At 45.4% G+C, this 25,180-nt stretch carries 28 protein-coding genes; 2 read left to right on the top strand and 26 right to left on the bottom strand.

Features of this window, described 5'->3' with window-relative positions; genetic code table 11:
- Positions 1–85: 85 nt before the first annotated feature.
- The 19 genes from FLB61_RS08095 to FLB61_RS08005 all read right to left on the bottom strand — a co-directional run bounded on the left by FLB61_RS08095 (position 86) and on the right by FLB61_RS08005 (position 18,610).
- Positions 86–1,384 (bottom strand): putative ABC transporter permease, encoded by a 1,299-nt coding sequence (locus FLB61_RS08095; RefSeq protein ID WP_221919838.1) that lies wholly within the window; start codon positions 1,382–1,384, stop codon positions 86–88.
- A 35-nt stretch (positions 1,385–1,419) separates the two neighbouring features.
- Positions 1,420–2,289 (bottom strand): dTDP-4-dehydrorhamnose reductase, encoded by an 870-nt coding sequence (gene rfbD, locus FLB61_RS08090; protein ID WP_221919837.1) that lies wholly within the window; start codon positions 2,287–2,289, stop codon positions 1,420–1,422.
- 5 nt (positions 2,290–2,294) lie between these two features.
- Positions 2,295–2,813, bottom strand: a complete 519-nt coding sequence (gene coaD / locus FLB61_RS08085; protein ID WP_087202635.1) for a pantetheine-phosphate adenylyltransferase — start codon at positions 2,811–2,813, stop codon at positions 2,295–2,297.
- Positions 2,814–2,854: 41 nt separating this feature from the next.
- A complete protein-coding gene (locus tag FLB61_RS08080) occupies positions 2,855–3,202 on the bottom strand; it encodes a hypothetical protein (protein ID WP_087202633.1) in 348 nt (115 codons plus the stop codon).
- Positions 3,203–3,273: 71 nt separating this feature from the next.
- Positions 3,274–4,560: a bifunctional phosphoribosyl-AMP cyclohydrolase/phosphoribosyl-ATP diphosphatase HisIE gene (gene hisIE / locus FLB61_RS08075; protein WP_221919836.1), complete on the bottom strand. Its 1,287-nt coding sequence runs from the start codon at positions 4,558–4,560 to the stop codon at positions 3,274–3,276.
- A gap of 21 nt (positions 4,561–4,581) precedes the next feature.
- Positions 4,582–5,172, bottom strand: coding sequence for an imidazoleglycerol-phosphate dehydratase HisB (gene hisB / locus FLB61_RS08070; RefSeq protein ID WP_330620590.1), 591 nt, complete (start codon positions 5,170–5,172; stop codon positions 4,582–4,584).
- Between the two features lie 14 nt (positions 5,173–5,186).
- Entirely contained in the window at positions 5,187–6,485 is a 1,299-nt protein-coding gene (gene hisD / locus FLB61_RS08065) for a histidinol dehydrogenase (protein ID WP_087202629.1), read from the bottom strand.
- A 30-nt stretch (positions 6,486–6,515) separates the two neighbouring features.
- The gene (gene hisG / locus FLB61_RS08060; RefSeq protein WP_087202627.1) at positions 6,516–7,151 is read right to left on the bottom strand and encodes an ATP phosphoribosyltransferase; all 636 of its coding nucleotides are present in this window, start codon (positions 7,149–7,151) and stop codon (positions 6,516–6,518) included.
- Positions 7,148–8,422 carry an ATP phosphoribosyltransferase regulatory subunit gene (gene hisZ / locus FLB61_RS08055; RefSeq protein ID WP_087210749.1) on the bottom strand — a complete coding sequence of 425 codons (1,275 nt, stop codon included), beginning with the start codon at positions 8,420–8,422 and terminating at the stop codon, positions 7,148–7,150. The genes hisG and hisZ overlap by 4 nt, the downstream gene beginning before the upstream one ends.
- An 87-nt stretch (positions 8,423–8,509) precedes the next feature.
- Positions 8,510–9,043, bottom strand: coding sequence for a Holliday junction resolvase RecU (locus tag FLB61_RS08050; protein ID WP_221919835.1), 534 nt, complete (start codon positions 9,041–9,043; stop codon positions 8,510–8,512).
- A gap of 13 nt (positions 9,044–9,056) precedes the next feature.
- Complete coding sequence (locus FLB61_RS08045; RefSeq protein WP_221919834.1) at positions 9,057–10,040, bottom strand: RluA family pseudouridine synthase; 984 nt, start codon at positions 10,038–10,040, stop codon at positions 9,057–9,059.
- Positions 10,041–10,049: 9 nt separating this feature from the next.
- Positions 10,050–10,625 (bottom strand): hypothetical protein, encoded by a 576-nt coding sequence (locus FLB61_RS08040; RefSeq protein WP_087202619.1) that lies wholly within the window; start codon positions 10,623–10,625, stop codon positions 10,050–10,052.
- Positions 10,626–10,642: 17 nt separating this feature from the next.
- Positions 10,643–11,422, bottom strand: a complete 780-nt coding sequence (locus FLB61_RS08035) for an SDR family NAD(P)-dependent oxidoreductase (RefSeq protein WP_221919833.1) — start codon at positions 11,420–11,422, stop codon at positions 10,643–10,645.
- Positions 11,423–11,436: 14 nt separating this feature from the next.
- Positions 11,437–13,350 carry a YgiQ family radical SAM protein gene (locus tag FLB61_RS08030; RefSeq protein WP_087202615.1) on the bottom strand — a complete coding sequence of 638 codons (1,914 nt, stop codon included), beginning with the start codon at positions 13,348–13,350 and terminating at the stop codon, positions 11,437–11,439.
- Positions 13,340–14,017 (bottom strand): HAD family hydrolase, encoded by a 678-nt coding sequence (locus FLB61_RS08025; protein ID WP_221919868.1) that lies wholly within the window; start codon positions 14,015–14,017, stop codon positions 13,340–13,342. Before FLB61_RS08025 ends, FLB61_RS08030 begins: the two co-directional genes overlap by 11 nt.
- Positions 14,010–14,759 (bottom strand): pseudouridine synthase, encoded by a 750-nt coding sequence (locus FLB61_RS08020; RefSeq protein ID WP_246599169.1) that lies wholly within the window; start codon positions 14,757–14,759, stop codon positions 14,010–14,012. The genes FLB61_RS08025 and FLB61_RS08020 overlap by 8 nt, the downstream gene beginning before the upstream one ends.
- A complete protein-coding gene (locus FLB61_RS08015) occupies positions 14,759–16,156 on the bottom strand; it encodes an RsmF rRNA methyltransferase first C-terminal domain-containing protein (RefSeq protein ID WP_087202613.1) in 1,398 nt (465 codons plus the stop codon). The genes FLB61_RS08020 and FLB61_RS08015 overlap by 1 nt, the downstream gene beginning before the upstream one ends.
- 51 nt (positions 16,157–16,207) lie before the next feature.
- Positions 16,208–17,074 carry a M23 family metallopeptidase gene (locus tag FLB61_RS08010; RefSeq protein WP_246599168.1) on the bottom strand — a complete coding sequence of 289 codons (867 nt, stop codon included), beginning with the start codon at positions 17,072–17,074 and terminating at the stop codon, positions 16,208–16,210.
- 96 nt (positions 17,075–17,170) lie between these two features.
- Positions 17,171–18,610, bottom strand: coding sequence for an aminoacyl-histidine dipeptidase (locus tag FLB61_RS08005; RefSeq protein WP_221919831.1), 1,440 nt, complete (start codon positions 18,608–18,610; stop codon positions 17,171–17,173).
- A gap of 122 nt (positions 18,611–18,732) precedes the next feature.
- Here FLB61_RS08005 and FLB61_RS08000 point away from each other — a divergent pair, with 122 nt between their 5' ends.
- The gene (locus tag FLB61_RS08000) at positions 18,733–19,671 is read left to right on the top strand and encodes a nucleoside recognition domain-containing protein (RefSeq protein WP_246599167.1); all 939 of its coding nucleotides are present in this window, start codon (positions 18,733–18,735) and stop codon (positions 19,669–19,671) included.
- Between the two features lie 2 nt (positions 19,672–19,673).
- Here the strand turns inward: FLB61_RS08000 and FLB61_RS07995 are convergent, their stop codons facing one another.
- Both FLB61_RS07995 and rsmD read right to left on the bottom strand, forming a co-directional pair.
- A complete protein-coding gene (locus tag FLB61_RS07995; protein ID WP_087202609.1) occupies positions 19,674–20,258 on the bottom strand; it encodes an ATPase in 585 nt (194 codons plus the stop codon).
- Positions 20,259–20,330: 72 nt separating this feature from the next.
- Positions 20,331–20,882 carry a 16S rRNA (guanine(966)-N(2))-methyltransferase RsmD gene (gene rsmD, locus FLB61_RS07990; RefSeq protein ID WP_087202607.1) on the bottom strand — a complete coding sequence of 184 codons (552 nt, stop codon included), beginning with the start codon at positions 20,880–20,882 and terminating at the stop codon, positions 20,331–20,333.
- Between the two features lie 154 nt (positions 20,883–21,036).
- Between rsmD and yfcE the strand changes: the two genes are divergently transcribed.
- Positions 21,037–21,579, top strand: a complete 543-nt coding sequence (gene yfcE / locus FLB61_RS07985; protein WP_087202605.1) for a phosphodiesterase — start codon at positions 21,037–21,039, stop codon at positions 21,577–21,579.
- A 74-nt stretch (positions 21,580–21,653) separates the two neighbouring features.
- On the opposite strand, the gene FLB61_RS07980 is transcribed toward yfcE, so the two are convergent.
- The 5 genes from FLB61_RS07980 to lepB are packed head-to-tail and all read right to left on the bottom strand — an operon-like array spanning position 21,654 to position 25,180.
- A complete protein-coding gene (locus tag FLB61_RS07980) occupies positions 21,654–22,568 on the bottom strand; it encodes a mechanosensitive ion channel family protein (RefSeq protein ID WP_087202603.1) in 915 nt (304 codons plus the stop codon).
- Positions 22,569–22,579: 11 nt separating this feature from the next.
- Positions 22,580–23,455, bottom strand: a complete 876-nt coding sequence (gene pgeF / locus FLB61_RS07975) for a peptidoglycan editing factor PgeF (RefSeq protein ID WP_221919830.1) — start codon at positions 23,453–23,455, stop codon at positions 22,580–22,582.
- A gap of 41 nt (positions 23,456–23,496) precedes the next feature.
- On the bottom strand, positions 23,497–23,850 hold the full coding sequence (locus FLB61_RS07970; RefSeq protein ID WP_221919829.1) for a YraN family protein: 354 nt from the start codon (positions 23,848–23,850) through the stop codon (positions 23,497–23,499).
- A gap of 15 nt (positions 23,851–23,865) precedes the next feature.
- Positions 23,866–24,627, bottom strand: coding sequence for a ribonuclease HII (locus tag FLB61_RS07965; protein WP_221919828.1), 762 nt, complete (start codon positions 24,625–24,627; stop codon positions 23,866–23,868).
- Complete coding sequence (gene lepB / locus FLB61_RS07960) at positions 24,620–25,180, bottom strand: signal peptidase I (RefSeq protein WP_087202595.1); 561 nt, start codon at positions 25,178–25,180, stop codon at positions 24,620–24,622. Before lepB ends, FLB61_RS07965 begins: the two co-directional genes overlap by 8 nt.

The raw sequence follows: 25,180 nt of genomic DNA, 5'->3' as shown, positions 1-25,180 counted from the left end.
TGCTCCTTTCTCGATGACACTGTAATACAGAAGTATTATAGCACAATCAAACAATGTATCCAAGTGCAAATTTCGTGCATTTTCACTATTTTTCTTTCGCGTTCGGGTAAATCTGCTCCATTCGCTGATCGTCAAATCGTTCATCTATGAGCCGTTCCAGTGCATTGGACGGCGGTATTTCTTTTACCCGCATATCATACCGAATCAACGCCAACATAGACACGGTAATATTGGCAATCATAAAGATGACTAACACCCATGTGAAAATGCAGCCTGCTTTAGCCGGAAGTTTTTCAATCCATGCGGAAAAGCGAGGATAAAGGATTTTAATCCAGATTACCGCCGCAAATCCCCAGAAAAAGCAGTAAAGTAAGTTGATTCGTCCACCGAGATTAAAAGGAATCTCACTGTAGTCCCAGAAGATTTTCCCAAAAACAATCTCCGTGAATACGCTGCAAAGATATTCGTATCCTCCGCCCAGAAATGTCCCGACAAAAAAAAGATACCGATCCGGTTTATCCCGGTCTTTATAAAGCAAGGCAGTTGCAGCAGCGATAGCTAATCCCCAAACGATGCTGAATGGTCCCCACACAAGACTGCTGCGGCTCATCCATATGCCGGCGGTCAATCGACAAAAAATTGTCTCTGTGAAATCCCCAAGAACGGCTCCGATGAGAAACAGCCAAAACAGTTTATAAAATCCGCATCCTTCAGCAAATTTTCCTGTCTTTGGCGTAGATGAAGCAACCCTCTTCTCTACAGGATACACGTTTACGATCCTTCGTTCTACTCGCCCGATGATCCTGTGAATCGCAGTGTGAAGGACGACAGCTGCTTTCCGGTGTATACGAACCACTTTCGGAACCGGTCTTCTAATATGGATGATTGCTGTATAAGAAGCCGCCATGTCCAGTGCACAAACAGCTGCCAATGTCCATACGACAATCGTGCCGAAAAGATCCGGGATGACGTGCAAAAGCCGGACTATATTCTCATCGCCGTACCGAACGGTCAGCATGCCAAGAATTCCCCACAGTACTGTGTACTGCAGACAGATATAGCCATCAAAATTCCAGCGCTTGTCGGAGTAGTCCCACCATTTATGCTGATTCATACGTTCAAGAAGTTTTCCTGTCATCCATTCCAGCATTGTGCCGAGAACCGCGCATCCGAGGAAAAGAAAGAACAGATTGCTTTTCAGTTCCTGGAAAGCAATAACCATGACAAGGGCGCCGATTCCATAGACAAGGCAGAAAGGGCCTGTAGAAAATCCCCGGTTTACAAATGTCTTCTTTTTTATGGTGCCTGTCACTGTCTCGATCGTCCATCCAAAAAAGGAATAAACAATGATGAGCCAGACACATTCTGTCAATGTAAATTGCATATATTTATCCTGTGTGTAGATTCAGATTGGACAGTTTAGGAAAAAATCGGCCTAATTTCTTCGATATATTCCTCCAGAGCATCGATCCATGTAGGCATATCATCCTGTCCAAGGGCGCGTGTCAAAAAGTTGTCCAATACAGTGTAAGTTGGCCTTGCCGAAGAAAACTCTGCCTTCATCGTAGGAACCGGAATGATCTTCACGTCTTTGCCGGCCAGCTCCACAATTTCTTTCGCGAATTCACAACGGTTGCAGACGCCGTCACAGGTTACATGGTAAGTTCCGTATCCTTCTGTCTGGATCATTCGAAGCATAAAAGATGCAAGAGCATTGGCACTTGTAGGAGACCCATACTGGTCTACTGCAATATACAGCTCTTTTTTTGTCTCGATCGCCTTCAAAATCTGATTGACAAAATTCCTATCGCTTCCTCTTCCGAATACCCAGTTGCTCCGTATGATAAAATGCCGGTAGGCAAATTCTTTTACATAATTTTCCCCCGCAAGTTTGCTGCGTCCATAGATGGTCATGGGGTCTGTTTCATCGAATTCGTGGTACGGCACCTGGCGAATCCCATTGAATACGTCGTCTGTCGAGAGGAGTACGATTTTGGCGTTTGTCTCATGAGCCGCGATTGCAAGATTCCGCGCACCGACAGCATTGACTTTGTAAGCAAGTTCCGCCTGCGCTTCGCATACACCTACGTCTGTGACTGCCGCACAATCGAAGATTACATCCGGTTTTTCCTCTCTTGCAAAAGCGAGCACCGCGGCAATATCCGTCACGTCCACTTCTTCCCGGTCCGTATTGAGAATTTCTGCATCCAGTCCGCTCTTTTCAGCCATATCATTCAAAGCGCATCCAAGCTGCCCTTTTGCCCCTGCGATCCATATTTTCATTCTCATTTCTGCTACGCCTCCTCTTTTTCCTCTATATATGAACATTCCTTTTTTACGGGAAATTTCCGGCGCAATGCCTCAGCTACTGCTTCCGGCACGTATTTTTTTGTGTCGGATCCATAATAAGCAACTTCTTTTACGAGCGTAGAACTTAAAAATGCGTATTCCAGACTTGTGGTAAAAAACATGGTGTCTATTTCGTCTTCCACGCTGTGATTGATCTGCGCAAGCTGCATCTCATACTCAAAGTCTGTAACTGCCCGGAGTCCTCTGATGATGAGCTTTGCTCCGTTTTGTCTGGCAAATTCCACGGTCAGCCCTTCAAAGGCCATTACTTTTACATTTTGGAATTCTTTTGTTACTTCTTTAAGAAGTGAAAGCCGCTCTTCCATACTGAAGAGCGGAGTTTTATTTTTATTGACAAGCACCCCTATGATCAGTTCATCTACTACTTTTGCAGCACGTTTGATGATGTCCAGATGCCCGAATGTGACCGGGTCAAAACTTCCCGGATATACTGCTTTTATCATGTGCATTTCCTCATTTTCTAAATTTCACTTCCATAACTATACTACAAAATAGATGACAGGTCAAATTCTTTCAAGAAAGAGCTTGGGAGTCCATTTACATCCATTTTTCTTTCAATCGCATTCAGAAGCCCTTTTGTGCTGTACCCAGGTATATCGATACTCTTTTGATCGGCAGCCACAAAACATGCGAAAAGAGCAATGCAAACAAACACACGAACACCGAATGTGCCGGTTGTCTCCTCTTCCTCATTTGGATAAATGGAAGAGTAAGAAGCCCGGTATCTAGGATGGACGGCCGGCGTCCTCCAAGAATCCAGCTGTGTTCTGTTCTCCCGCAATTTCATGGCATCCAGTGCCTGTCTTTTCTTTTTTGCTCTTTCAAGTTCCACCACGAAACCTCCAAAAAAATGACAAGGTATATCATACTATATACCTTGTCACTGGATTCTATTCCGTTTATTTAATGTCTGTCTGCCATCTCTTCCATGATATCTTCCCATGTAAGGCCACGCTCAACCATCAATACCATAGCATGGTAAAGAAAGTCCGATATCTCATATTTCAGTTCTTCCGGATTCGGATTTTTAGCTGCGATGATAATTTCAGTCGCTTCCTCCCCCACTTTTTTGAGAATCTTGTCCAGCCCTTTGTCGAAAAGATAGTTTGTGTAAGATCCTTCTTTCGGATTTACTTTTCGGTCCGCGATCGTGTCGTACACAGACTCAAAAATCTGGAGCGGATTTGCCCGGTTGTAATTAGATCCTGCCACAGTCTGAAAGAAACAGGTAGGATTTCCTGTATGGCATGCAGCCCCAATCTGTTCAACCTTGGCAAGGAGCGTATCTTTGTCACAGTCGATGGTTAAGGACTTCACATACTGATAATGTCCCGAAGTTTCTCCTTTTACCCAAAGGCACTGCCTGCTTCTGCTGAAATAAGTCATCCGTCCTGTTTTGATCGTCTGCTGGAAGGCTTGTTCATTCATGTAAGCCATCATCAGCACTTCGGACGTCTTAAAGTTCTGTACAATAACCGGAAGAAGACCGTCAGAATTCAGCTTGAATTCCGAGAAATCCATCGTATTCTCGAAACTGGTCATCTGGATCTCCCGTTTAGTGCATTCTTCTTTAAAAACATGTAGGTCAAGGTCCGTCCTGCTCACAAATTTCCCGGAGATTCCTCTTGCCCCCGGACTTTCCAAAATACGGAATATCTCAGATTCTTCCATAGTGTCCGTCACGATAACATACGGAATTTCAGTAAGCGTCGTCACAGAGGCAAGATCCAGTCTATGCATAAATACGATCTCACTGCTGTATTTTTCAATCAGATTCTGCTGTTTAAAAAGTGTATCAAAGTCATTCAAAGATACTGCAATCTTTTCCTGTCCGAAACGCAGAGCGGCCTCTTCGATGAGCTTTGCTGAATACGGTTTCGAGAAATTGAGGATAACCCGTTTCGCCCCGGTATAGAGAATTTTCTTAATATCCTCCTGTCGTTTCACATTTCCTCCAGCCACGACCGGGATACCGATCAAACGGTTAATCTTCTTCATAATATCAATAGACTCATCGTGTTCTTCATCTGAGTCCGACAGGTCAAAGATCAGGAGTTCATCTGCTCCCTTATCTTTGTACTGTTTGGCAAGGGTAATCACATTGTCTGAGATCACGGTAGGATCATCAAACCATGCCACTGCCTTCCCCTGCTTGATAAAAATGCAGGGAATCAATCTTTTATAACTCATGTGTTTCACAAATCCTTTCATCTATAAACTGCCTTTTGTTGACCAGACGTCCGTCATCCGAGGTTCTGAAGAGACAGCCATCATAAGAGTCTTTCCAAAACTTTTGAACAGTGCTTCTGCCATATGATGGTTGTTTCCTTCATCCACAATTTTCAGATGCAGGTTCATCATGGCGCTGTAGGAAAATGCGTAGAAAAATTCCCGGATCATCTCTGTATCCATGTCTCCGATCTTGTCCACCGTAAAGCAGGCCTGATATTTCAAAAATGGCCGTCCAGAAAGGTCAGCCGCGCACATGGCCAGGGTCTCGTCCATCGGAAGAAGAAAATATCCGAACCTCCGGATACCTTTCTTTTCGCCGAGAGCTTCTAGAAACGCCTGTCCAAGCACAATACCAGTATCTTCAATCGTGTGGTGACTGTCCACATAGAGATCTCCGTTTACTCGGACTGTCAGATCAAACAGCCCATGTTTTGCAAATCCCTCCAGCATATGGTCGAAAAAACCAATTCCGGTAGAAATATCGGATACACCCGTCCCATCGAGATCGATCTTCACATAAATCTCTGTTTCTTTGGTCTTACGCCTTTTTTCAGCTGTTCTTTCCTTCATTGGCATTCCCTCCTCTACCGCTTCTCCTCAAAACGCACTCTGATAGAATTTGCATGGGCGGTAAGCTGTTCCGCCTCGGCAAAATACTCGATGTCTTTGTGGACTTTCTCAAGTGCCTCCCGCGAATAAGAAATAATGCTGGATTTCTTGATGAAATCATCTACGGAAAGCGGAGAGAAAAATTTCGCCGTCCCATTCGTCGGAAGAATGTGGTTGGGGCCGGCAAAGTAATCTCCGAGGGGCTCGCTTGCATATTCTCCAAGAAAGATAGCTCCGGCATTGCGGATTTTTGTCATGATATCAAACGGGTTTTTTGTAAGGATTTCCAGATGTTCTGAGGCGATCTCATTGGCCGTGTCTACAGCTTCATCCATTGTATCGGAGACTAGAATATATCCGTATTGATCCAGTGATTTGCGGATGATATCTGCTCTGGAAAGCGTCTTCAAAAATTGCTCTATTTCCACGGATACCTTTTCGGCAAGCTCCATGCTCGTTGTAACGAGGATAGCGGAAGCCAGCTCGTCGTGTTCAGCCTGAGACAGAAGATCCGCCGCCACATACCTTGGATTGGCTGACTCGTCAGCGATCACAAGGATTTCGGAAGGACCTGCAACGGAATCGATGCTGACATGTCCATAGACAGCCTTTTTTGCCAGAGCAACATAGATATTGCCAGGCCCTACAATCTTATCTGTCTTTGGGATACTCTCGGTTCCGTAAGCCAGCGCTGCAATAGCCTGTGCTCCGCCCACTTTGTAAATGACGTCCACACCGGCTTCCCTGGCTGCCACAAGTGTGTTGGGATTTACTTTTCCTTCTCTGTCCGGGGGAGTGACCATCACGATTTCATCCACTCCGGCGATGCTGGCTGGAATTACGTTCATTAGAACAGAGGAAGGATAGACCGCCTTTCCTCCTGGTACATAGACACCGACCCGATGAAGCGGGGTAATCTTCTGCCCAAGGATCGTTCCGTCCGGATTACTATCAAACCAGCTGTTTCTCTTTTGCTTTTCATGGTAACTCCGAATGTTTGCAATGGCTTTCCGGATGACATCAACAAGATTTGGGTCTACCTTTTCATACGCTTCCTCGATCTCTTCGTCTGTCACTTTTACAGTTTTTGCAGTCAGATGCGCGTGATCAAACTGCTCTGTATATGCAAAAAGAGCTTTATCTTTTTCTATTCTTACCCGTTCAAGGATCTCTTCTACCTTGCCCTCATATTCCCGATATTGATTTGGGCTTCTCTTTAAGAGATCTTCCAGAAGATTTCTTCTGGATACATCGTTCAGTTTCTGAATTCTCATTGGTTTTCCCTGCCTTTCCAGCATAAATCTTTATACAAGTTTTTTCAGCTCCGTGATCAGCTTACGTATTCTTTCATTTTCCATCCGCATACTTACCGGATTGACGATCATCCTTGCCGAAAGGGGACATACTTCTTCCAGTACATCCAGTCCATTTTCCCGAAGCGTTGTCCCCGTCTCCACGATATCCACAATCACTTCAGCCAGGCCAACAATCGGTGCAAGTTCGATAGAGCCGTTCAGCTTGATGATCTCCACCGTCTGATGTCTGTGGTTGTAAAAGAAATCCTTTGCAATATGCGGATATTTCGTTGCCACACGTATCACTTCGTGGTGCTTCAGAAGCTCCTGTGCGCTCTTAGGTCCGCATACACACATTCTGCACTGGCCAAATTTCAGATCAAGCACTTCGTGGACTTTCCTGTCTTCCTCCAAAATAATATCTTTTCCGGCCACCCCGATATCAGCAGCTCCATATTCTACGTACGTCGGGACATCCGGCCCTTTGGCGAGAAAGAATCGTAGTTTGAGTTCTTCATTGACAAAAATCAGTTTTCTGGAATCCTTGTCATACATTTCTTCGCAGGTAATACCGAGCTGTTCAAGCAATGCCAGTGTCTTCATAGCTAGCCGCCCTTTGCATAGGGCAAACGTCAAATACCTCATTGTGCCTTCTCCTTTTCTGCCTTTTCACTTTCTCCGAATCTCTTCGTTTCCCCTGTCCGCAGATTGATCATTTCGATGGGCTCTGATTCCTGCAGATAGAGAAGGCTGGAAGCGCCGTTTTTCTTTCCATACTGGATATAGACATCCAGAGAATCTTTCGGACGCTTCCGCAAAAGTTCCGTGTTGTTTTTCTTTGACCGGCATTCTTTTGCAAGGCTGATGGCCTTTCGACGCATTGCATCGTCATACACGATGACAGTCGTATCCTCCCCGCAAGAAATTTCCACATGCTGTCTTGCCAATGCATTCATCAGCTCATCAATAATGACGGCAAACCCAATGGACGGAGATTTCTTTCCAAACTTTTCTAAAAGGTGGTTGTACCTTCCTCCTTTTACAATAGCGTCCCCTGTTCCAAACGTATACGCCCGGAAAATCACACCGGTATAGTAACCGTACGCTCCGCACATACTGAAATCAAAGGTAATATATTTCTGCACGGTGTAAGCTTTCAATATCTCGAACGTCTTTTTCAACCGTTTAACCGCTCTTTTTGCCATCTCATTCGGAGCGATTTCATCCGCCTTGTTTAAAATATCGACCCCGCCGACAAGTTCCGGAAGTACTCGAAAAAGCTCCTTTGTCTCCTCCTTTACCCCTGCCTCATCCAGAAGTTCGGAAGCGGCGTAATAGTTTCGGTTCTGGATCAGCTCCCGCAATCTCTCCTCGCATTCTTGGGAAAGAGATGCCTCCCGGAACAAGCTGTGGAGAAACGCGACGTTCCCTACACTGATCTGAAAATTCTCAAGTCCAGACTGACGCAGACAATCTACGACCATCGCGAGCATTTCCGCATCTACGTCTTCGGAATCCAGCCCGATAAACTCAGCTCCCAGCTGTGTGTTCTCCCGAAGTCGTCCCTGATAACTGGAGTGATTGATAAACGTGTTCCCTATATAGCAAAGCCGAAGCGGCATTTCTTCAATCTCAAACAGTGTCGCGGCTGCCCGCGCCACAGAAGGTGTGATATCTGGTCTCAGAGCCAGGATATTTCCCTCCCGATCAAAAAATTTGTATAATTCTTTTACCGGAATCGTGCCGATTTCTTTTCTGAATACATCGAAAAATTCAAATGTCGGTGTCTGGATGTCCTGATATCCATACAGATGCAGGACCTGATGTAGTTTGTCCTGCAGCGCCAATTTTTTTCGGCATTCCGTTCTGTAAATATCTCGAACACCTTCCGGTGTATGTAATATTTTCTGTTTCATCTGTGCCTCACTCTTTCTGCTATTTGATTTTCAGCACTTTAGCGTGCTAGCATATTAAATCAAAGTCTAACGACAATTATAAAAAGATTATGGCCTTTTGTCAAGGTCTTTCTGGATCGTATCCAGATACGGGACGATACAGCCGCATTTCAGCTCCAGGAAAAATTCCGGAGATAATTCTTCAAAACGGATGCTTTTTCTTCCGCCGTGCTGCATTCGGTCCCAGAAATTCTGTATTTCTTCGTAGCGCATGTAGTAAAGAATATTCCGTTCGGTATAGTAGATTAAAAGGAATGCAATCCCACCTTGCCTTTCAAATTGTTTCATAAATTCAATCTGGTGGGAATGCACATTCTGGAGCGGGAAGGTTGCTGCCCTGCACTCTTTCGCATCAAAACAGACAGGGATTCCTTGGACAACACCGATATAGTCTACCGTACTTCGCTGATCAAAGTATGCAAGTGTGATATGTCTGTGCTCTTTGTCGATACGGACCGGTGTGATCGGAGTCGGAATCTTCTGTATCAGTGCTAGCCCTTTGTGAAGGTACTGCTCGTTCGTATGATTGATATAGTCTTCCAGCGCAGAGCCTCGAAGCCCCCGCGAATTCCATGTTGCCATCTTAGCTGCCTCCTTAAAACAGTGCTTTTTCAATCTGCTCAAACAGGCGCGGCGGTTTTGCCTTCACTGTCTTTCCAGACAAGTTGGAAAGCCGGATGCCCTCATTTGAGAATTCCACCCGGTATGCATGAAGCAGCTGCCCGGAAAGTCCGAAGTCTTTCCGGAATTGAGAATTTATCTTTCTGTCCCCGTATTTTGTGTCTCCGACGATGGGATGTCCGACAGATGCAAGATGTGCCCGGATCTGGTGTGTCCTACCGGTAATCAGATGGACTTCCAAAAGAGTATACGACTCTGAAATCTGAACCGGAACATATTCTGTCTCGATAGGAACGCTTCCTTCTGTCTGCATGGATGTGACAGTGACAAGATTTGTTTTTTCATCCTTTTTTAAAAAACCTTTTAAGTACTTAGGTTGGCTGATCTTTCCGACAACGATAGTCCGGTAATATTTTTTCATTGTCCGCTCTTTCAGAAGACGGCTCAGTTCCTGAAGACCCTGCAGACTCTTCCCGGCAAGCACGATGCCGCTCGTGTTGCGGTCCAGCCGATTGCAGACCGAAGGGCGAAAACTTAGGAGAGACTCTTCTGTTACAACTTTTTTGTCCATGAGATACCGGATCAGATGTTCCACAAGAGATACATCCGAAGGATGTGCCTTTTGTGACAGCATTCCGCATGGCTTGTTTACAAAGACAACATCTTCGTCTTCATAGAGAATATCAAGCTTACCGGAAATATTTCCCGTCTCTTTTGCGATGCGTTCGGCCTCTTTTCTGCCTCGGAACTTTTCAATCGTCTCATCGGACAAAAAGAGAAAGATCTCGTCCCCCTCAGAAAGTTTTTCTTGCCCAGTCATTTTTTTCTTGTTTCGGGTAATATTTTTCTTGCGCATCATCTTATAGAGAAAACTTTTCGGCGCTTCGGAAAAATATTTGGAAAGAAACTTATCTGCCCTCTGTCCGGCCTCGTTTTTTGAAATCGTGATTTTCTGCATACCGCCTCCCTATATCGCTATGTTCAGTAAAATGTCTTTGATACTCTCTTCTATTCGGTGATTCTCCGGCTTTTCCACTGCCTCGATATTGTTCATCCCTTCCGCTCTCCCGAGGAATGCATTGTAATCGGTAAACAGCTTGACCGTCATTTTGTCGTAATGATTTTCTTTCAATGTTGTTTTGATATATTTTTCTGTGTAGGCAAGATCAACCTTTGTTCTGCTCACATATCCGCACACAAGATGTCCGGAGATGGCAATGACATCGATGGGCATGATCTTTTCTCTGCTTGTGATGACGAGATCATACGCCACCGTGATAAGCGGCGCTTTCTCACGGAGAAGAATCTGCTTTTTTTCGTCTATTGTGTGGTATGGAAGCAAAATAATCAACCCTACCGCTGCCTTTGCAGCCGGCAGACAGCCCAGCACCGCCACGATCGTCAGTACATTATTCCTTGTGTGTGTCGTAAAATATCCGGTCAGAAAGACGGCGATACTTACTGCAAACAGAAAGGTCGTGTAGAATGTCCTCCTCCTCTTTTGGGTACGGATATACCCGGCGTCTCCTTTTTTCGCTTTCATATACTGTTATCCCCTTATTACTTCATCCATTTTTCCATTGCATAAAAAATCATGTCGCTTGGAAGCAGTTTTCCTGCAATCCTGGCCCCCTGCATGAGATTTCCGTATACTGACACCGGTTTTTTGGCACGTGCATCCAGAAGCGCCTGTTTTACGACAGGAGAGACTGCAGCCATGGCTGCCTGTTTTGCCTTGCTGTTGTTTGTGCCGGATACCTCAAAAAATTCTGTATCCACAGGCCCCGGGCACACAGCGGTTACCGAAATTCCTTTCTTTTTTAACTCTTCATTCAGTCCTCTTGAAAAGCTTGTCACATAGGATTTTGTGGCTGCATATACGCAAAATCCAGGCTGAGGACAGAAGGAGGCTCCACTGGAAATGTTGATGATCCTGCCTCCTTTTCCCATATAGGGAAGTATTGTAAACGTCATCTTTGTCAGAGCTCTGCAGTTGACGTCGATCATTCGAAGCTGCAAGGCCGTATCTTTCCGCGCAATCTCTTCGGCTTCCCCGATCTTTCCAAATCCGGCGGCGTTGACGAGCATACGTACGTCCGGATTCTGATTTTCCAGTCTGTTCTTGACCTGCTTATAGACAAGATCTTTTTCAAGATCCCCCGCGAAAATCCGGACGTAAACTCCTGATTTTTCCATGCATTCTTCCCGGATTTCTTCCAGCCTTTTTTCGCGCCTGGCGATGATCCAAAGCTCGTCCAGCGCTTTGTAAAACGACGGCAACTGATTTACAAATTCTCTTCCGATCCCGGAAGAGGCTCCTGTTATCACTGCAATCTTCATGCCTGCTCCCCCCTTTAGTGTCTCTTTTTGGCTTTATGCGTATTTCGAATGGTCTTTTTCTTTCTCGGTTTTCGGTTTTTCTCTTCCTGGGCTTTCCTTCTCTTTTCCGCATAGTAACGGTCTTCCCCTGTCTGTCTTGGCCGGATGAGACAATGTTTGCCAAATCCGATCAGATCTTCACGCCCTTCTTTTTTCAGAGCTTCCATGACAAGTTCATAATTCTTTGGATTTCGATACTGGATGAGTGCGCGCTGCATCGCCTTTTCATGCGGAGACTTCGGCACATAAACCGGCTTCATCGTCCGTGGATCCACCCCCGTATAATACATGCAAGTGGATATTGTGGACGGCGTCGGATAAAAATCCTGAACCTGCTCCGGCATATAGCCAAGATCTCTCAAATATTCCGCCAGCGCAATAGCCTCCTTCATGGTAGAACCAGGGTGGGAGGACATCAAATACGGGACAAGGTACTGTTTCATGCCCAACTGCTCGTTGATCTTTTTATATTTGGCTGCAAATTCCCGATAGACCGCGTTTTCTGGTTTGCCCATCATCTGAAGGACCGGATCAGCGATATGCTCCGGGGCAACTTTTAGCTGGCCGCTCACATGGTATTTGCAGAGTTCCCGAATAAATGTATCATCCTTGTCCGCCATCACATAATCGAATCGGATACCGGATCGGATAAATACTTTTTTTACTTTTGGAAGTTCTCTGAGTTTCCGAAGAAGTTTCAGGTAATCTTTATGGTCTGCCCTCAGATTCCTGCAAGGTTTTGGGAACAGGCACTGCTTTTCCCTACATGCTCCATAAGTCAGCTGTTTTTCACAGGCTGGGAAACGGAAGTTGGCTGTCGGTCCCCCCACGTCGTGGATATAACCCTTGAAATCCGGCTCTTCGGTCAAAGCTTTTGCCTCCTCCAGCAAAGATTCATGGCTTCGCACCTGAATGATCCGTCCCTGGTGGAAAGTAAGTGCGCAGAAGCTGCACCCACCAAAACATCCCCGGTTGCTGATAAGGCTGAATTTTACTTCTGAGATAGCCGGAATCCCTCCGTCTTTCTCGTACATCGGATGGTAAGTACGCATATAAGGAAGCGCGTAGACGTCATCCATCTCCTGTGTGGTAAGCGGCTTTGCAGCAGGATTTTGAAGAATATAGATTCCGTTTTCATACGGCTCAAGGAGTCTCTGTCCTGAAAACGGATCTGTGTTACAGTACTGCGTGTAAAAGCTTTCTGCATATTTGCGCTTTTCCCGCTTCATTTCTTCAAAGGACGGCAATTCCAACGCGTCGTAGGCGATATTTTTATCCCGGATTTTACATACCGTTCCATCGATATAAGTAATGTCCGCCACATCAAGTCCGGCATCCAGGGCCTCCGCTATCTCCACGATGGACCGTTCTCCCATCCCATAGGAGATCAAATCCGCCCCTGAGTCAAGTAGGATGGATCGCTTCAGTTTGTCTGACCAATAGTCGTAATGAGCAAGTCTCCTAAGACTTGCCTCAATGCCTCCCAAAATGATCGGTGTATTTTTGTATGTCTGGCGGATCAGATTTCCATAGACAATGCAGGCGTAATCCGGACGTTTGCCCATGATGCCTCCAGGCGTGTATGCATCCGTCTTCCGCCTCTTTTTCGACACACTGTAATGGTTTACCATGGAATCCATATTGCCCGCGGAGACAAGAAATCCCAGCCGCGGTTCTCCGAACACTGCAATGCTGTCCTTGTCTTTCCAGTCCGGCTGAGGGATGATCCCTACGCGAAATCCTCTTGATTCCAGAACCCTTGTGATGATCGCATGTCCAAAAGAGGGATGATCCACATAAGCATCTCCGCTCACATAGACAAAATCCACCTGATCCCATCCTCTCTGTCTCATTTCTTCTCTGCTGACAGGTAAAAATCTATTCTCCATTCTTTTGCTCTCCATCTATTCCTGCCATGACATCCCGAAAATCCCGGATGTAATAGTCGGCAAGTTCTTTCTTTTGCTGATCCTGTTTTTCAGAAAACTTATCATATATGGCACAGACTCGCATTCCCGCCCGCTTACCGGCCAGGATTCCCATAGGGACATCCTCAAAAACAAGACAATTTTCCGGAGAAACTCCAATGTCCTCCGATACTTTCAGGTAAACATCCGGGCTCGGTTTCCCTTTCCCGACTTCACAGGAAGTCCTTACAGACTGGAAATACTGCTGAATATTGCGCTCCTTCAGAACCATATCCACGAGACTTCTCCCGTTGCTTGTGGCGATGCCAAAGACGATTCCTTTTTCTTTTCCATACTTCAGCAATTCCTCAGCCCCTGGTTTTAAAAATACATCGTTTTTATACCTTTCATATGCAAGCTGTGTCCATTCTTTCATGATAGCTTCCTCGTCCATGGACATGTGGAGCACATCTATAAAATACTGTGCTGTCTCCCTGTATGCCTTGCCTTCTATAGCTGTGTGAAAATCATCCGGCAGAACAAGATCATATTTCTTTACATAGTAATCATCGATATCAGGCCAGATCCACATGGAATCCATCAATGTCCCATCCATGTCGAAGATCATGGCTTTCACATTGTCAAGCATTTTCTTTGGCATGTTCTCCTCCTGTTTCGTTTATCAGCATCTTCACTTCTTCTGGTGTAAGCTCACGGCTTTCTCCCTTTAAAAGTTTGGTATCCAGGACAAGACTTCCCATTCGTATACGCTTTAAGTACAGAACCTCTTTCCCAACCGCCTCAAACATTCGCTTGATCTGGTGAAATCTTCCCTCTCGAATTACTATGGAGACATACGATTCTGTTTTTGTCGGATCAGTATACAGGATTTCCAGATTGGCTGGCAGCGTCGGTTTCTCATCTCCAATATCAAGTCCGGTCCGAAACTCTCTGATGTCCTCCTCTGTGACGATCCCTGAAATCCGGGCTTCATAGGTCTTGTCCACATGCTTTTTTGGGGAAAGCAGCCGGTGGGCAAGCTGCCCATCGTTTGTCAGGAGCAAAAGTCCTTCCGTATCCTTATCGAGTCTTCCGACTGGAAAAATATCCGGTCTTTTTTTGTCCGGAATCAGATCCAGAACCGTTTTATCTTTCCGGTCTTCCGTGGCAGAAATGACTCCTGCCGGTTTGTGCAGCATATAGTAGACGAATGCTTCGTATCGGTATTCTTTCCCCGAGAACATAACCACATCCTCCTGTTCCTGGATCTTCATCTCAGGTTTACGGACAACAATGCCATTGACCAAAACCAATCCTTTACTGATCTGCTTTTTTACTTCGGAACGGCTCCCTGCTCCCATTTCCACAAGAAATTTATCTAATCGCATCATTATGACTGCCATCTCCATCCTGGAAGATATTTATTTTTCATCGTTCCTCCCGCAAGTTTTCCAAATCCCAGAGGATAGCCGTCGACACAGACAAGATACCATCCTTTTTCTTTTGACCCAACAAGATCATCCACGAGAAGCGTCTCTCCTTTCAGATATTTGATGACCCGGTCATCTGAGAGAGGTAGATCGATCGTCTGGGAGTACTCTTCTTTTTTCAGATTCATTGCAAGAGCCTGGCTTGGTTCAAATCTTCCTTTTTTAAGCTCGCCTAGCAGAAGTCCGCTCCGAAGGAAGCGAACTTTTGAAAGTGCAGGCAAATCTTGCGGCATATAATACACTCTCTCCCCGCGGATATCAAATCTTCCAGGATCAAACGTTCTTTTGATTCCTTTCAGAAACATCTCCAGATCATCCGGGAGAGGCTTTTTAGCCTTGCTTGGTTCGGAATGGAGCCCATTATCGGCACCTTCCGTTTCTTTGGCTTCCCCTTTTTTTAAAAGCGCCAGATAATGGCCTTCGCCCTTCATATGGTGCGGAAAGATCCGAACCGTTTTCCGAAAATCTGCCTGTCCTCCTGGGGCACAGTCCGGACGCCCGTGTGTGAATCCCTCATATGGCCGGATCTCACAGATTTCAAACTCCGGATATTTTTCCATGAGATACGCGATCGTCCCTTCGTTTTCCAGTGCATCGAAAGTACAGGTAGAATAAAGGAGCATCCCTCCAGGTCGAAGCATCTCCGCTGCCTGGGTCACGATACTTCTCTGAAGTCTGGAAAAAAATTCCGGTCCGTGCTCCTCCCATGCTTTCATCATCTTTGGATCCTTTCGGAACATCCCTTCTCCGGAACACGGAGCATCAATAAGGATCTTATCAAAATATTCCCGAAAATACCCGGTCAGTTTTCCCGGTTCCTCACTCAGTACAAGCATATTTCCGATACCGAAAAGTTCCAGATTCTTCAGAAGGCCTTTTGCCCTGGAATTGCTGATGTCATTTGCCACCAAAACCCCGCTTCCCTGCAGTTTCGCACCCAGTTCTGTCGCCTTCCCTCCAGGGGCTGCACATACATCAAGAACTCTGTCCCCCGGTTCCACCGGAAGCCGGTCGGCAGGCGTCATGGCGCTTGGTTCCTGCAGATAATATAGCCCCGCAAAATAATACGGATGCTTTGCCGGGGATTCTTTTTCCCCATCATAGTAAAATCCATTCTTGATCCACGGGATCGGGGTAATGGAAAACGGACAAATTTTCTGAAATTCCTCCACGCTGATCTTAGATGTGTTAACGCGGAGTCCATAATATCTTGGTTCATCATAGCAGGCTGCATATGCGTCGAATTCCTCGCCCAAAAGAGCCCGCATCTTCTCTTCAAATGCTTTTGGTAAATTCATAACTTCTCCTTTCGCATACAGAATCAGTATATCATATCTTCGCTGATTTCTCTAGGAATAGACACATTTTAATTTCGAATTTTCTATGTATCTCAGAATCCAGTATGGATTGATACTAATCTCTCTGTTCCCTTCCAAAAGATAAATCCCAAGATGAAGATGAACCGGAAACTTTCCTGTTGTCCCTTCTTCCCCATATCCGCTGTCTCCCATGTATCCGATGATATCCCCGGCCTTCACGGTATCCCCTTCCCTGGCGTCAGCATACGAATCCAGATGTGCATAGTAAAAATATCCCCCATGTGGAGATGTAATGCCTATCCGCCAGCCTCCTTTCGGCAGCCACCCGCGACTCGTGACGACACCATCTGTCATGCTTACGATGGGATAAAGCCCTCTTTCGTTTTTTGAAGCCATGAGATCAGTCCCTTCATGCCCCCTCGTTCCGCCGTAAGTCCGTTCGCTCATCCAAGAATCCCCATAATTTACCGCAAGATCCGGATCATTTTCAGAAATCATGACAGGAAAATATTTTACATCATTCCAGATACTTTCACAGGCAGCTTTATAATCTGAGTAGCACGGATTTTTCTTCCATTCTCTTTCCGCCTTCTGAAAGTCTTTTGCCTTAAAAGGCGGCCGCATCTGTCTGCCTTGGAGAAGATCCTCCGCAAGAAATATCCCGACATCTCTTCCAGGCTCCTCTGATCGCCTCAGATAGCGGACAAAGTCGTCTGTCAGCTCATGAGCACGAAATTCTTTCCTTTCCATCGTATGTTTGCCCATGGAAAAGTAGGCTGCATCACTTTTTAGCTTTGGTATTGCAGCCGCATCCAAAATAAGGAGGAGGACAAACAGAATGATTCTTTTCTCTTTTCTGATAGGAAATCTTCCCTTCCTTCTTTTCCCTATATTCATATACGTGAACTCATTTTTGTAGAACCGGCAGCCAAATACTGTACATGGAAAAAGGGAACTCCTCATCTGGAAGTTCCCTTTTGATATGTATCTGTATTATTTCAATTTTGCCAGCACAGCTTTTAACAATTCCCATGTCCGCTGGGTAGATGCGATATCCAGACGTTCGTTTACAGAATGGATATCATAGTTGAATGGTCCAAAGGAAACGCAGTCCAGTGTTGGTTTCTTTCCGGAGAGAAGACCACATTCCAAACCTGCGTGTACTGTCGTGACGATCGGATCTTCGCCAGTCAACTCTTTATATGTCTCAACCATAAGAGGACGGATCTTGGAGTCTTTCTGATACATCCATGCCGGATATTCTCCATCTTCAGACTGTTCCGCATGCAGCGCTTTCGCCCACGCACGGAAAATATATTTCATCTCTGTCATTTTTGAATTGGAACTGCTTCTTACATAGAATACCATGGATACTTTTTCAGCGCTTGTGCGCACAATTCCAAGATTGAGAGAAGTCTCTACAAGACCAGGAAGATCTCTGCTCAGTCCCTGCACTCCATATGGCGAGCAGAAGAGTCCGAATATGATCCTGTCTGTGGATTCTTTTGTACATACTGCGGCAAATCCTTCTTTTACTGTGCAAGTCACTTCCAGATCCGGTTCGTCTGAAGAAAATTCGGAGCGGAAAATTGCCTCCATCTCTTTTACAAGAGCAGCCGCTTTTTCTCCGTCAGGAGTAATGATCTGCGCCTGTGCTGAGGAAGCGATGACATTGTCTTTGGATCCGCCTTCTGCTGTCACGAGATAAATCTCAGAATCCTGATTCAGACTGTTTAAAATACGTGCAATGAGCTTATTTGCATTTCCTCTCTGTTCGTGGATCTGTGAGCCAGAGTGTCCGCCTCTCAGTCCACGCACTTTGATATCTACAAGATATCCGCTTTTGATTTCCCTCTCTACTGGCATATCGAGCGTCTCAAGGATACCACCTGCACAGCCTGCGAGAATTGTTCCCTCTACATCGGAATCAATGTTAAAGAGGATATTTCCCTTGATGCAGGACATGTCGATGTAATTGGCTCCGCCCATACCGACTTCCTCATCCACAGTAAAGATGGCTTCCAGCGGCGGATGCGGAATATCATCGCTGTCCAGAAGAGCCAGCGCGTATGCCATGGCGATACCGTCGTCTCCGCCCAGTGTCGTGTTCTTTGCTTTAATAAATCCATCTTCTATGTAAAGCTCCAGGGGATCATTCTCAAAATCGTGATCTGAATCCTCTGTCTTTTCGCATACCATATCCATATGTCCCTGGATAATGACTGGATCAGAATTCTCATATCCCGGAGTACCAGGTTTTTTGATGATGATATTTCCCATTCCGTCCTGAATACATTCCAGATTTCTCGCCTGCGCGAATTCTACACACCAATTGCTGATCTTTTCGTTGTAGAAGGTTCCTCTCGGAACAGAAGATAATTCTTCGAAATACTGAAATACTTTTTTTGGTTCTAAATGATCCAATACTGCCATTTGTTTCTGTCTCCTTTTCCTAAAAAATGGTTCTTAAAACCTCTGGAGATATTATATCACAGCACTTCTAAAACTGCCAGCAGTTCCATAATATTTATTGAATATTTTTACTAATGGTGCGTATGCTGAAACGTTATTTTTTTGTCATTATTACTATTTTTCTTTTTATTTTTATGCTGCTTTTTCCACAGCCTGTGTTCAATGGTGCAAAAAAAGGACTGCTGCTTTGGTTTCAGACTGTCCTTCCTTCTCTTCTTCCGTTTCTCATCATTGTAAACCTGCTTTTGCAAACCAATGTCATCCGCCACATTTCACGTTTTCTTTATCCGATATTTGGTCCTGCTCTCGGAATCGGAAGAAATGGGTGTTTTGCTGTTCTGGCCGGATTTCTCTGCGGATATCCGATGGGCGCGAAAGTGACGGCAGATCTTGTGGAACTTGGCAAGATTACCAAACGCGAGGGCGCATATCTTCTATCATTCTGCAACAATACAAGCCCAGGGTTCGTAGCAGGTTTTGTTGTCTGTCAGGCGCTTGGAAGGCCAGACCTTGTTCTCCCGTCCCTTTGCATCCTGTTTTTGGTGCCGCTTTTTTTAAGTATGTTTTTCCGCCTCTTCTATCAGCCGTGGAAGGCAAGGGAAGTAACTTCCAAGTCTGAATCCTCATACGCAACTTTCAGGCTTGAGATTATAGACGAAGCCATTATGGATGGATTTGAGACGATCACAAAGATCGGAGGCTATATTATTTTATTTTCCGTATTTCTTTCCCTTGCTTTCCTTCTTCCGATCCGGCATCCACTTTGGAAAAATGGATTTCTCCCTCTTCTGGAGATCACAAACGGAGTAGTTATGGCAGCGGACAGCTCTCTGCCATTTGCGTGCCGTTATGCTTTTCTCATGGGGCTATGTGCATTTGGAGGATTCTGTGCAGCTGCACAGACAAACTGCATGATCGCAAAAAGCGGTCTTCCACTCTTTCCATACATAATAGAAAAACTGGCCGCCGCTTTGGCTGCCAGTCTTGCTGCATATTGCTATTTTACAATTTTTTGTATGTAATTTTACTGAACAGATCCGAACTCTGCTTCAAGTCCCTGTTCGGATTTCCCCGGAATTTCAAGCTCTGAGCGGTCGTTTCTTACCACGTCATAAGCTTCCTGAAGTGTATTGACCAGGCTGTCGTATTTTGTTGTGTAATCTTCAAGTGTGCGTCCGATGATATTTTCTGCCTTCGCCATCAGATCATCTGCATACTGAAGAGCGCCGATACGGATATCGTTGGCGTCGCTTGCTGCGTTGTCCATAATCTGCTGCGCCTGCTCTGTGGCAGCCATCACAATTTCATTTGCCTGAGAATAAGCCTGCTGCATGATCTCATGCTCACTTACCATCTCGTTTGTGTGTGCCTGCGCTTCTTTGATCAAGTTGTCCGCTTTTGCCTGAGCGTCTGCAATAATCGCATCTTTATTTTCAATGATCTTCTGATACCGCTTGATTTCATCCGGAGTCTTCATGCGGAGTTCCCTCAGGAGTTCATCGATCTGATCTTTGTTTACAATAATCTTTGTGGTAGATAATGGTTGAAACTTACAATTGTCTATATATTCCTCAATCTCATCAATAATCTGCTCAATACGGCTGCTCATAACTACACTCTCCTTTTGCTTCGACAAGTTCTGTCAATTTCTCTGTTATTTTATCACGTTCCACCAAAGAACTCAATGTCTTTCGAGAAAAATATGCTTATTTGTCTTATATTTTTTCTCTTTGATAACACGGTATCCCATTTTCTCTGCATCTGCAAACTCTGTCTCAAGTGCCGCTTCTATAATGATGACGGTCTCTTCATTTAAGAGAGATGTTCCTTTCAATGCTTCCAGCGCGTCAAATTCTGCGCCGGTGCGATAAGGCGGATCCATGAAGATATAATCAAACGGCTCTTCCCCGTCCAGTCTTGCTATGGCGCTTAAGACGTCTGTCTGCATAACGACCGCTCCGTCTTCCAGCTTCGTTTTTTTTAAATTTTCCCGAATACACGCTGCTGCCCTTGGATTTTGTTCCACAAAGTATGCTTTCTTTGCACCTCGGCTTAAAGCCTCGATACCAATTGCCCCACTTCCGCTGAAAAAATCCAGGAAACGGCAGTCCAGAAGATAGGGCGTGATCATATTGAACAGCGTCTCTTTGATCCGGTCCGTCGTCGGTCTTGTATCCATCCCGTCTATCGTCTTCAACTGAATTCTTCTTGCACTCCCTGCTATTACACGCATGTTTTTTCCCTTTCCTTTCTGATATCGGTTCTTTTTTATTATACCGTTCTTCCTCTTTTTTTGTCAAACTGCCCTCTTCTTCCTCTTTTGATTTTCTTTCTTGAGAATGTCCCTTTCATATGGTAAACTTGTCTGGAAAAGGAGTTGATAGATCATGAAATATTTTATCGCATCAGACATACACGGATCCGCATATTACTGCAGACAAATGTTGGAGGCATTTGAAAGGGAAAAAGCCGACAGACTGCTTCTTCTCGGAGATATTTTATATCACGGGCCGAGAAACGATCTCCCGAAGGACTATGCCCCGAAAGAAGTCATAGCTATGCTCAACCCGTACGCTGACCGGATATTCTGTGTACGCGGCAATTGTGACACAGAAGTGGATCAGATGGTATTGGAATTTCCAGTTCTTTCTGAATACTGCCTTCTCTGCGAGAAGGGGCATCTGATCTTTGCCACACACGGTCATCATTTTAATCTGGATGAACGCCCAAAACTGACAAAAGGAAGTGTTCTCCTTCACGGACACACACATATTCCAGCATGCACACAGACCGAAACATTCACTTATCTGAATCCAGGATCTGTTTCCATCCCAAAAGAAGGAAGCTGTCATAGTTATATGACGCTGGAAGACGGTGTCTTTACATGGAAAGATCTGAATGGGGGTTCATACCAGACCTTTTCTCTTTAACAGACAAATACTGCTGTTGCTATTTTGCACAAGACCGGCAAGCTCCTCCAATACGGAACAGCTTGCCGGTTTTATTAACCTTCTCTTTTTTGTATATCCGGACAAACATTGTCCTGCGTATAGACAATCTGCATTTTCTGCCCTGCAAACGCAATTCCTGCCTCATCCATAGAAAGCTTGGCATTTTCCAGAATCCGCGCACGCGCCGGCCAGTACTCATCTGATTTTGTCCACGCACGGGCACAGAGCCTCACGTAACTTTCAGCCAGATCATCTACAAAGACATCAAGTTCCATATCTTTTACGACGCCCGGATCATTGCGAAGCACCTCCCGGACAATTTGTTCCGTCTTTTTCAGATCCGCCTCATATCCAATCCTCACATAAAAATCCAGACGCCTCAGATCCTTCTCTGTAACATTGGTCATACTGTTATTGGCAAGAGTACCATTTGGAATCACGATCGTTTTATTGTCCACTGTGGAAAGTTTCGTATAGAAAATTTGAATTTCTTTTACCGTCCCTTCCTGATTGTTGGAATGCTCGATGATGTAATCCCCTACAACGAATGGCCGGAGCAAAAGAATTAGCACGCCCCCTGCAAAATTGGAAAGCGCTCCCTGCAAAGCCAAGCCGATGGCAACACCTCCGGAAGCAAGAAGAGCTGCGATGGATGATGTATCCACTCCAAACTTCGCAATGATGGACAAGATAAGAAGCACGTAAAGTCCTGCCTTTAAACAGGAATCTACAAACTGTTCCACTCCTTTGTCTGCATTCGAACGCTCGATGGAAGCACGCACAAGCTTCCTTACCCAGTTGATGACAACCCGTCCGACAAAAAAGACAACAAGGGCAAGAACAACCTGAAAAGCAAAGTCGACCATCTTCGGAAGGTTTTCATCCAGAAATTGCACTGCCATGCCAGTCTGCTCGGTAACTTCTTTTTGAATATCTTCCGCCATAGTTTCTGTCAGCAATGTATACATACTATTCCTCCTTACTTTTTCTCTGAAGATGACTTTTTCAGCTCCAGGAAAGCTGCCAGATTTCCTCTCTTCCCGTGTGAAGCTCTGTGTGAAAAGAGCATATCCGGATTGCAGTTTGTACAGAGATTTGTCACTTTTATATGTTCCGGCAAAATTCCCACCTCCAAAAAAACTTCCTCGTTTGCTTTCCAGAGGTCAAGCTGATATTTCCCGTTTGGTTTTTCATAAAAGAGTTGTTCCCAAAGGGAGTGGTCGAATTGCTTCTGGAATTCCTCGATGACATCTTTGCTCACTTCATAGCAGTCCTGACAGATAGATGGGCCGATGCAGGCCAGTACATCTTCTGGTCTGCTTTGGTAAGCTTCTGTCATTCTTTCCACAGTACGTTTTCCGATCTTCCCTACCGTTCCTCTCCATCCGGAGTGGGTAAGGCCGATGGCTCTGTTTACTGGATCCACAAAAAAGAGTGGAACACAGTCCGCATAAAAAGTAACGAGACAGATCCCCGGGACATTCGTGATCAATCCATCCACATCATCGTAGTCCACAGGGCACATGATCCCTTTCCCGCGATCTGCTTCCGTTATCTCTCGGATATTGACCGTATGTGTCTGCCTGGAGAAAACCATATCCTCCGGACAGACATCGATCGCTTCTCCAATTCTCCGGAAATTTTCCATGACAGCATTTTTATCGTCTCCTCTCGAAAAGCTCAGATTCATCGTACTGAAAATCCCTTCGCTTACTCCACCTAATCGTGTGGAAAATCCATGGCGGACGATACCAGTCTCTTCCAACATCGAGTTTGAAAGATACGGAACCCCATTTTTACCAATATGAAGTTCCCAGACTTTGCTTTCATCTTTATAGTTCCACGTATCTGTCATACACGCCTCCTCTTCCCGTATCACAATGCATATTGTGTCCCTTAATCTATGTATTCAAAAGCATGCTCATAGTGTCGGATCTCCATATCCGAGATGGCGATCACATCAAACCGGACCTGCTGTTCCACATCCGGATGCCGTGTCAGATAAAACAGCGCGCAGCGGGAAATAGTCCGCTGTTTTCTTCGGTCTACCGCCTCCTCCGGACTTCCCTTTCCATTCCCGGAGCGGTATTTCACTTCCACAAACACGATTTGGTCCTGTATCCTTGCGATCAGATCAATCTCCCCGCTCCTGCAGCGGAAATTTCGTTCCAGGATCACGTAACCTTTTTCTTCCAGATATTCGGCTGCCAACTCCTCATATCTGGCGCCGGTTCTCCTTCTGCTTTCCATGATTTTGTTTCCTTCCTACCGGATAAAATGTCCGATAAAACTACGGCGATGGATAGGAGTCGGCCCGTATTGCTTCAACGCTTCAATATGCTCCCGTGAACCGTACCCTTTATTAGAGGCAAATCCATATTGCGGGAGCAACGAGTCATATTCTTTCATAAGCCTGTCACGTGTGACTTTTGCGATGATACTGGCCGCTGCGATGGAAATACTTTTTTCATCTCCTTTTATAATAGGGACCTGAGGAATGTCTATCTCGGGGATCGTCACGGCATCATTGAGCAAAAGATCCGGATGTACTTTGAGATTTGCCACCGCATCCTGCATCGCTTCGTAAGTGGCATTGAGAATATTGATCTCATCGATGCGCTGAGGACTTCTCATACCAATTCCAACTGCTGTAGCCGTATCCATAATGATATCATACAATTCATCCCTCTTCTTTTCAGAAAGCTTCTTGGAGTCATTGATATAGAGAATCCTGGCATCTTTCGGCAAAATTACTGCCGCTGCCACCACCGGCCCCGCAAGCGGTCCTCTTCCTACTTCATCGATGCCGCAAATATGAGTAAAAGACTGGTGTTTCTTTTCATAAACACACATCTTTTCCACCCGGGATCGCTCTCTTTCTTCTTTTTCTTCTTTTCTCCGATATGTTTCCAGAACCTTTTTGACACCGGCGCGTTCGTCATTTTCATATTGTCCGAAGAGTATATGCCATTTATCCCAAGGTGTCTGTTCAAATTCCTCTTTGATCTCTTTTATGCTTTTACTCATGTACTACAAACCCCATTTCATCAAAAGGATAAATCCGGACCCATGCTCTGCCAAGCAGATCTTCCCTCTTCAGTATCCCTACACTCGGATCTCGGCTGTCAGAGCTGTGGTTCCGGTTATCGCCAAGGACAAAATATTCGTCGTCGCCTAGCTTGATAGGTTCTTCCGCAATACCGGCGCTCTCCATGGGCTCCGCGCCGTAACGTTCATCCAGTTTCTTCCCATCAATATATACAGCCCCGTCCTTAACCTGGACCATCTCTCCGGGAAGTCCAATGATCCGTTTGATATAGTAAGTGTTTTCTTCATACTGATATGGAAAAACGATGATCTCAAACCGCTTTGGGTCGCGGAAGCGGTAGGATAACTTGTCCACAATAAGGTTGTTTCCGTCCTGAAGCGTGGGCTCCATAGACTGTCCTTCCACTACCGTGCGCACACCCACAAATGTGACGACAAACCAGGAAAGAATCAGGACCACTGCAATAAACACAATCCAGTCAAGAATTTCCCTGCCGATACTCTTCTTTCGCTCCTTCTCTTCTTTCTTCAT

It is taken from the genome of Sellimonas caecigallum (assembly GCF_019754295.1).
Lineage (GTDB): Bacteria > Bacillota > Clostridia > Lachnospirales > Lachnospiraceae > Sellimonas > Sellimonas caecigallum.
This window is presented reverse-complemented; position numbering and strand designations above follow the sequence as displayed.